The sequence below is a fragment of the Nocardioides sp. CPCC 206348 genome, from assembly GCF_048654705.1.
In the GTDB taxonomy this organism is placed as follows: Bacteria; Actinomycetota; Actinomycetes; order Propionibacteriales; family Nocardioidaceae; genus Nocardioides.
The window spans coordinates 25,577-32,490 of the sequence record NZ_JBMCZA010000216.1; the positions used below are offsets into that span (position 1 = coordinate 25,577).

Annotated in this window: 8 protein-coding genes and 1 pseudogene; 3 read left to right on the plus strand and 6 right to left on the minus strand. The window is 68.3% G+C overall.

Features of this window, described 5'->3' with window-relative positions:
- The 6 genes from ACOADB_RS23435 to ACOADB_RS23460 form a co-directional block, all read right to left on the minus strand.
- A partial coding sequence (locus ACOADB_RS23435) for a DUF6230 family protein (protein WP_378604409.1) occupies nucleotides 1-791 on the minus strand: 791 nt, incomplete at its 3' end.
- A complete protein-coding gene (locus ACOADB_RS23440; protein WP_378604412.1) occupies nucleotides 791-1,738 on the minus strand; it encodes a hypothetical protein in 948 nt (315 codons plus the stop codon). The genes ACOADB_RS23440 and ACOADB_RS23435, both read right to left, overlap by 1 nt.
- The gene (locus tag ACOADB_RS23445; RefSeq protein WP_378604415.1) at nucleotides 1,725-2,150 is read right to left on the minus strand and encodes a DUF6114 domain-containing protein; all 426 of its coding nucleotides are present in this window, start codon (nucleotides 2,148-2,150) and stop codon (nucleotides 1,725-1,727) included. The genes ACOADB_RS23440 and ACOADB_RS23445 overlap by 14 nt, the downstream gene beginning before the upstream one ends.
- The gene (locus tag ACOADB_RS23450; protein ID WP_378604418.1) at nucleotides 2,150-2,977 is read right to left on the minus strand and encodes a DUF6230 family protein; all 828 of its coding nucleotides are present in this window, start codon (nucleotides 2,975-2,977) and stop codon (nucleotides 2,150-2,152) included. Before ACOADB_RS23450 ends, ACOADB_RS23445 begins: the two co-directional genes overlap by 1 nt.
- Nucleotides 2,974-3,465 (minus strand): DUF6114 domain-containing protein, encoded by a 492-nt coding sequence (locus ACOADB_RS23455; RefSeq protein ID WP_378604421.1) that lies wholly within the window; start codon nucleotides 3,463-3,465, stop codon nucleotides 2,974-2,976. Before ACOADB_RS23455 ends, ACOADB_RS23450 begins: the two co-directional genes overlap by 4 nt.
- Before the next feature lie 146 nt (nucleotides 3,466-3,611).
- Nucleotides 3,612-4,220, minus strand: a complete 609-nt coding sequence (locus ACOADB_RS23460; protein ID WP_378604424.1) for a DUF6230 family protein — start codon at nucleotides 4,218-4,220, stop codon at nucleotides 3,612-3,614.
- A gap of 177 nt (nucleotides 4,221-4,397) precedes the next feature.
- Between ACOADB_RS23460 and lepB the strand changes: the two genes are divergently transcribed.
- The 3 genes and pseudogenes from lepB to ACOADB_RS23475 all read left to right on the plus strand — a co-directional run.
- On the plus strand, nucleotides 4,398-5,045 hold the full coding sequence (gene lepB, locus ACOADB_RS23465; protein WP_378604427.1) for a signal peptidase I: 648 nt from the start codon (nucleotides 4,398-4,400) through the stop codon (nucleotides 5,043-5,045).
- 98 nt (nucleotides 5,046-5,143) lie between these two features.
- The gene (locus ACOADB_RS23470) at nucleotides 5,144-6,502 is read left to right on the plus strand and encodes a hypothetical protein (RefSeq protein ID WP_378604430.1); all 1,359 of its coding nucleotides are present in this window, start codon (nucleotides 5,144-5,146) and stop codon (nucleotides 6,500-6,502) included.
- Nucleotides 6,503-6,575: 73 nt separating this feature from the next.
- Nucleotides 6,576-6,914, plus strand: a pseudogene (locus tag ACOADB_RS23475) (hypothetical protein); the annotation flags it as partial.

The window sequence follows — 6,914 nt, forward strand, 5'->3', positions numbered from 1 at the left end:
ATGCCGTCGGGGGTCGTGTTCTGCGTGCCGTTGGCGTTGAAGCCGATGCTGTCGGTGAACGGCAACACCTTGATCGACAGGTTCGGCAAGGTGACGTCACCCGAGACCTGCGCCTGCCACAGCTGGCCGTAGACCGAGGTCAGGGTGCCGCGGGTCGCGTCGATCCCGGTGAAGCCCTGGCCGTTGACGTGACCGCCGTTGCCCGACTCGGAGTAGGCGTTGGGACCGGCCGCACCGGGCCCGAAGAAGCCGCCGCCCCAGGTCTGCGGGACCCCGAAGGGATTGGCTTCGTACGGCGCCGTGCCCGGGATGGTGGTGAGGTCGGTCGTGGCCTGCCCGAGCTGGGTGCTGCCCTGCAGGCTGATCGCCGCGCCCCTCAAGGTCGTCACGTCGAGCGTCGCGTTGTTGGCCCGGCTCTCGAGGGCGGCCGTGCCGTCCCCCGCCGTCAGCTTGATCGTGTACTTCACCAGGCCGGCGAGGGTCTCCGTCTTCGAGATGCACAGGCCGTCGAGCGTGGCGGTCGCAAAGCCCGCCCGCAGCACGTTCTTCCAGTTGCCGTTGCCCAGCCGGACGGGCGCCATCCCGAAGGCTGCGTCGTTGGCATTGATCTGGCTGGCCGAGAAGGTGGCGTTGCCGTCCTGGATGATGATCGTGGCGTCGATGCCGAAGGCGTTCTGCCAGGTGATCGACGCGAGGGCGGCCAGCGTCCCGAGGGACGCGGTCAGCGCCCCGGCCAGGCGCTTCCAGCGGGTGCCGTGCCGCACGGCGTCGGCCGTCGTCTCGGTTGCCATCAGCTCACCGAGATCGTCGTGTTGGGGAGCTGGATGGAGTTCAGTGGGTTGCCCGAGCCGTCGACGGGGATCTGCGTGTAGGGATCCGTCGGGTTCTGGCGGTGGGTGACCAGGTAGTAGAGGTCCAGGTTGATCCCGAGCAGCGTGTAGTTCTCGCCGCCACCGAGCCACTGGGCGAGACTGCCGGAGAAGTCGGAGGCGCTGAGCTCGCAGGTGCCGCCGATGCCCAGGAAGCCCCCGCGGGCGATGCCTCCCACCAGCCCGCACGCGAGGTGCGTCGCCGTGGGGAGCTCGGCGACGGGCACGGTGAAGGAGCTGTTGGCCGTGGCCAGGACCTCGGTCCAGACGCCCGAGCCCCCGATGGTGATCGCCTGGTCGGGGGTGATCGTCAGCCGGTAGTTGGTGGCTGCCTTCGGGCCGGGCGCGTCGGCGGTGTCGGCGTACAGCTGGATGTCCTTGGTGCCGGTCGGGGCACACGCACTGATGGGCGTGGTGTCGCCGCTGCAGAACTGCAGTCCGCTGAACGCCATCTGGTAGAGGTCGGTGCGCGAGCCGGCAGCGGCGTAATAGACGGTGTCGGGGAACTCGCGGCCGTACGCCGTACGGATCTGGCCGATGGCCGGCGTCGTGCTCGACGTGGTGACGTTGCCCGACTGCAGGTGCCAGCGCACCCCGGCCAGGCACGGATACATCCGCCCGGCGGCGTTGAAGTCGCCGGCGCCGTTGTCGAGCTGGATCTCCTGGCGCCGCTGTTGCGGGTTGCTACTGCCCGGCTGGTCACAGGCGAAGGGCTGGTAGGCATTGCTCTGCGCCTGGCCGCGTGCACCGTCGCCGGGGCGGGGCACCAGGATCGTCGTCGCGGCAACCGCCAGGATCGCGAGCACCACGACCAGGCGTTGGCGCCCGATCGTCAGCTGGCCCGGAAGGACACCGTCAGGCCGCTGCATCAGCAGCCTCGAGTTCCCTTCGACGATGACTGCGCGACGTGCGGCCTTCCTTCTCCTTCCTCGGCGCCTTCTCGCCCCACGCCCACATCATCGATCCGCCGAGGATGCCCAGGACCGAACCGAGGAGGTAGCCGCCGAGGTTGGCTGCGACGAAGGCCGCGAGGGACAGCAGGATCGCCATCAGTCCGAGCAGGCCCCGGTAGTGGGGGGCACACCAGGTGACCACGCCGAACAGGATCAGCGATCCACCCAGGATGTAGCCGGCCGAGAAGCTCCAGCCCCCGGTCACGGCCAGCACGAACGAGAAGAACATCGAGCGGATGATCCAGGCACCGCCGAGGATGCACCACAGGCCGCCCCAGAACGGCCGCGTCCGCCGGAAGGACCGGAACCACGCCCATGCCGCGCGCATCAGCCGGCGGCCTGGGTCGGGCAGTCGGCCTGCGTCTTGTGGCCCTTGATGACCTTGATCTTGAGGTTCGGCAAGGTGATCGCTCCCTGCAGGTTGATGCCGTAGGTGTCGCCGCCGAGTCCGCCGACGTTGAGCTTGTCGACGGTCAGGCCGAAGTCACCGGGGTCCGGCTGGCCCTGGCCGTTGGGCCATTCGATGGCGGCCGTCGTGTCGACGGTGTCGGCGCTCTGGCCGAGGTTCATGCCGCTGATCTTGTTCCCGAAGCCGCTCAGGGATCGGGAGTTCACGAACAGGTTGCTCGCCGTGATGTGGTTCCCGCCGACCAGCTGACCGTTGGCATCGAAGGCCAGCGGAGCGCCCGCGCCGTCGGTCGTGGTGTTGGCGCCGTTGACGAACGAGCTCTTCACCGGCACGCCGGCGATGATCATCAGGGTCACCTCGCCGAGCACCGGCACGTCCTCGTGGGCGATCGCGCACAGCCCGGCCAGCTTCGCCGAGCGGATGCCGAGCTCGGTCACTCCGTTGTCCTCGCCCGTCGACGTGTTGTTCGTCGAGAGGAAGCCCGCGGCCTGCTCGCCCTGGAGGTAGTTGGAGTACAGCTGGAACTCCTGGTTGGCGGTCGTGAAGTTCACCGCCATCACGTCGTTGCTCACCAGCTGGAACATCGAGACCAGGGCGCACAGGCCGCCGGCGAGCGGTACGACGGCCCGCACCCGGGTGCCCCGTCGTACGGCGGCGGCATCGGTCATCTGCGCGGTCCGCTCGCGCAGGGCGGCGCGGAAGTGGTCGGCGACGACCGACGGGCCGCGTCGTCGTACCCGGCTCATCGACGTTCCTTGCGGAGGGCTCGTCGCTCGGCCCTGGCCTTGTCCTTCGCTGCGAAGCGCTCCAGCTGCTTCGCGGTGTACGGCGTCCACGCGAACACCAGGCCGGCGCCGGTGATGCCGCACACCATCCCGATCAGCCAGCCACCCAGGTTGGCCAGGGGCAGTGACGCGACGGACAGCAGGGTCGCGATGATGGCGGGGAAGTGGCGCTGGGCGGGCAGGACGAGCGCGATGGCGGCCGCGGCCAGCATGCCGGCGGCGAGCAGCAGCGGGGTGATGCTGCGGGCGCCGACGGTCGTGTAGAAGGCGAAGCTGCCGCCGAGCAGCGGCTGGGCGATGAAGTACGCCCCGAGCGCGAGGACCAGGGCACCCCAGAACGGGCGGGTCCGGCGGTACAGGGTGAAGCGGTTCCGGATGCGGGCGACGAGGCCCGCTCGCGGGGCCGCGGTGAGTGGTGCGACGACAGGGTTGTCGGAGATCTCAGTCATGCGATGTGTCCCTACGAAAACAGTGGTGGTGCCCGTGAGGACGCGCGGAAGCGCACGCGTCCCCACGGGCGGAGTTGCGACCGCTCAGGGACAGACGGACGAGCCGTCAGCCGAGAGGCTGATCGCGGTGATCGACCGGAGGTCGATCAGTTACCGAGCGCGACCGCGAGCGACAGGTTGTCGAGCTCGAGGCTCTGCAACGTGATCGCGTAGGCCGTCGCGTTGACGTTCGGCAGGTCAGCCGAGCTGCTCGTCAGCGCGAACGCGTCAGCGACGTAGCCGCTGTCGGTGGTGGTGTTGGTGAAGCCGGCCTCGGACTGCGCGACACCGATGGTGGTGGTGCCGAGCGCGGCGCCGTTGGGGGTGTTCAACGTCTTCGCGTTGAGCCCGACGGCACCGAGCGAGATCGTGGTGTCGGTCGAAGACACCTCGAGGTGTGCCGGAAGGTTGATCAGCGGGATCGTCACGTCGGGGGTGATGACCTCGATTCCGCTGGCCGTGGTGATGGCGCCGGTCTCGGCGTACACCGTGGCCTGATCACCGCCAGCAACGTCGGCTGCGCCCACGCGCGCCTTCAGTCCGTTGCTCTCGATGCGATCACTGTTGAGCGTGAATCCCTCGGCCGACGCAAGCACGGCGCCGACCATTCCCTGCAGCATGGCGACCCCGAGTCCTGCGGTGAGCAGAGTGGCGGGGACGGTGACTGCTGCGAACCGTCCCAGACGGGTACGGCCCATTCCATCAATCTTGTTCAATTGAATCCTCCTGGCAATCCGCCGATCCCTCCCGAACCGACGGTGGACGCTGGCCGCATCCCCATGCCTAAGGCCAAGCGCCCCGGAGTCTGCCACGGAAAAGTGGTGTACGCGACAATTTGTCACGGTTATTTCTCAGGTGCGGTTCGGGGCGACCGATCGCGTACGGTTCGTGCCGTGACGAACGGAGCCCGCGACCGCAGCTGGCTGCGGACTGCTCTCGGAGTGGGCGCGCTGGCCGTGTTCTTCGCGGGAATGCTCGTGGTCATCGCTGCCCTGGCCTTCTCGGTCAAGGTGTCCGGAAGCAGCATGGAGCCGACCGTGTCCAGCGGCGACCGGCTCCTGGTCGACGTCTTCGGCAAGGACGACGTCCAGCGCTTCGACATCGTCGAGAGCCCCCTCGGCGGGCGCGAGATCTCCGTCGTGAAGCGGGTCATCGGCCTGCCGGGCGACCAGGTCCAGGTCACTGCCGACGCCGACCCACCCGTCGTGCTCGTGCGTCCGGAGGGCGAGGACGTCACCTATGTGGTCGACAACCCCGCCTGGTCCGGCCGGGTCGGTGACAAGACCGAGCCGTGCTGCGTCGACGACGGCACGTCGTCGCCTCGGGGGCAGGAGCCCGCCTGGGTGACCGTTCCCGACGACCACTACTGGGTGATCGGTGACAACTGGGGCGGTTCCGACGACTCCCGGACGTTCGGCTTCGTCGCCGCCGCCGACGTCCAGGCGAGGATCGCGTTCCGGATCCAGCCGCTGAGCAAGTTCGGGAAGCTGGAGAACGACGTGCGCCTCCAACGGCGCGACGAGGTTCCTGCGACACCGTGACCTGAGATCCCCGTGCCAATCGTCACAAGAAGCACTAGCCTCAGCCCGTCGGGACCGTCAGTGGCACTGGGGCGCGGCGGGCCCCAACAGGACGAGAGGTGCGTGTGGACGCGATAGGGGACTTCTTCAGGGACTGGGCGAGCGGCGACCTCACGGGTAGCCACGGCGTCGACTGGTTCGCGTTCATCTCGATCCCGTTCTTCACCGGCATCATCGGCTGGCTGATCAACTGGTCCGGCCTGTGGATGCTGTTCTCTCCCATCAAGTTCCACGGCTTCAAGGTCCCCGGGCTCAAGGAAGTCACCGGGCTCATGCCGCGCAAGCTGCAGGAGATCCCGGGCTGGATGGAGGGCGGCCTCGGCTGGCAGGGCATCGTCCCCGCGCGCGCCGCCAAGATGGGCAGCATCGCTGTCGACAAGGTGATCGCGAAGCTCGGCACCCCCGCGGAGTTCTACGCCCAGCTCGAGCCCGACCAGATCGCCGAGCACATCGTCAACGTGTTCCGGCCCGACCTTCCCGAGCTCGTCGAAGAGGTCATGCTGCGCGAGCACCCGAAGTTGTGGCGCGACCTGCCCCGCCCGGTCCGCACCGCCGTCGTCGACCGGGTCCAGGCCCAGCTGCCTGCCGTCGTCAAGACGATCACCGACGAGATCGGTGTGCACATCGACCAGCTGCTCGACCCGAAGATCATGGTCATCGACCACTTCCGCAAGAACCCCGACCTCGTGGTGCGGGTGTTCAAGGACGTGGGTCAGAAGGAGCTGAACCTGATGGTGGCCTTCGGGTTCATCTTCGGCTTCCTGCTGGGCATCCCGGTCGCGATCGTCGACCAGACGTGGCACATCTGGTGGCTGCTGCCGCTGCTCGGCGTCTTCGTCGGATGGACGACCAACCTGCTCGGCATGTGGCTGATCTTCGACCCGCCGGAGCCCCGGAAGGTCCTCGGCATCAAGGTCCAGGGGCTGTTCCTGCGGCGCCAGGACGAGTGCGCCGAGGTCTACGCCCGGATCATCGCCGATGACGTGGTCACGCTCGAGCGCATCGGTGACTTCCTGATGGACGGACCCCGCGGCGACCGGACCCGCCAGATGATCGCGACCGCGATGCGGCCTGCCATCGACAAGGCCGCCGGCCCGTTGCGCGGTGCCGTCAACGTGGCCATGGGCGGCAAGCGGTACGACCGGATCAAGGACTCCTTCGCGATGGAGGCAGTCGGCCGCACGATCACCCCGTTCCGTGACGCGGAGTTCAGCCGCAAGCAGTCGGAGAAGATCCGCGTGCTGATCGCGCGTCGTACCAAGGAACTGCCGCCGAAGGACTTCGTCGAGATGATGCGCTCGGCCATCAAGGAGGACGAGTGGATGCTCTACCTCCACGGTGCGGTGATGGGCGCTGCGGGCGGGTTCCTCCACCTGGCGATCTTCAACTGGGGCCTGATTCCCGGTTTCCCGCCGTGAGTCGTTTCTCGTGGGTGTGACCAGCAGGGGGCAGCGCGGAACGCCCGAGGTGTTGTTGATGGAGGATGGGACCGTGGCAAGAGAATCAAGTTCTTCGGAGAACCGGGGTGTCGGCGGCGAGGACCTGCCGCGGCTGCCTGCGCTCGCGAGTCCCACCGTCGTCGAATCCCTTCCGGGCCTGGCCCGGGTGGCCGGCTCGGCCGCCCTGCACACCGCCGGTTGGGGCATGCGTACGACGGCCCGCAACTGGATGCGCGTCGGCAAGGCCGTGACGAACCGGGACGAGGCGGCCTCCCTCATTCGCGAGGTCGGCTCCGTCGTCGGCGCGGTGGGTGACCTGGCCCGCACCCTCGCGGACGGCACCCCCATGGGGACGGCCTTCCTGCGGGTCGGCGAGTCGCTCGGCGGCAAC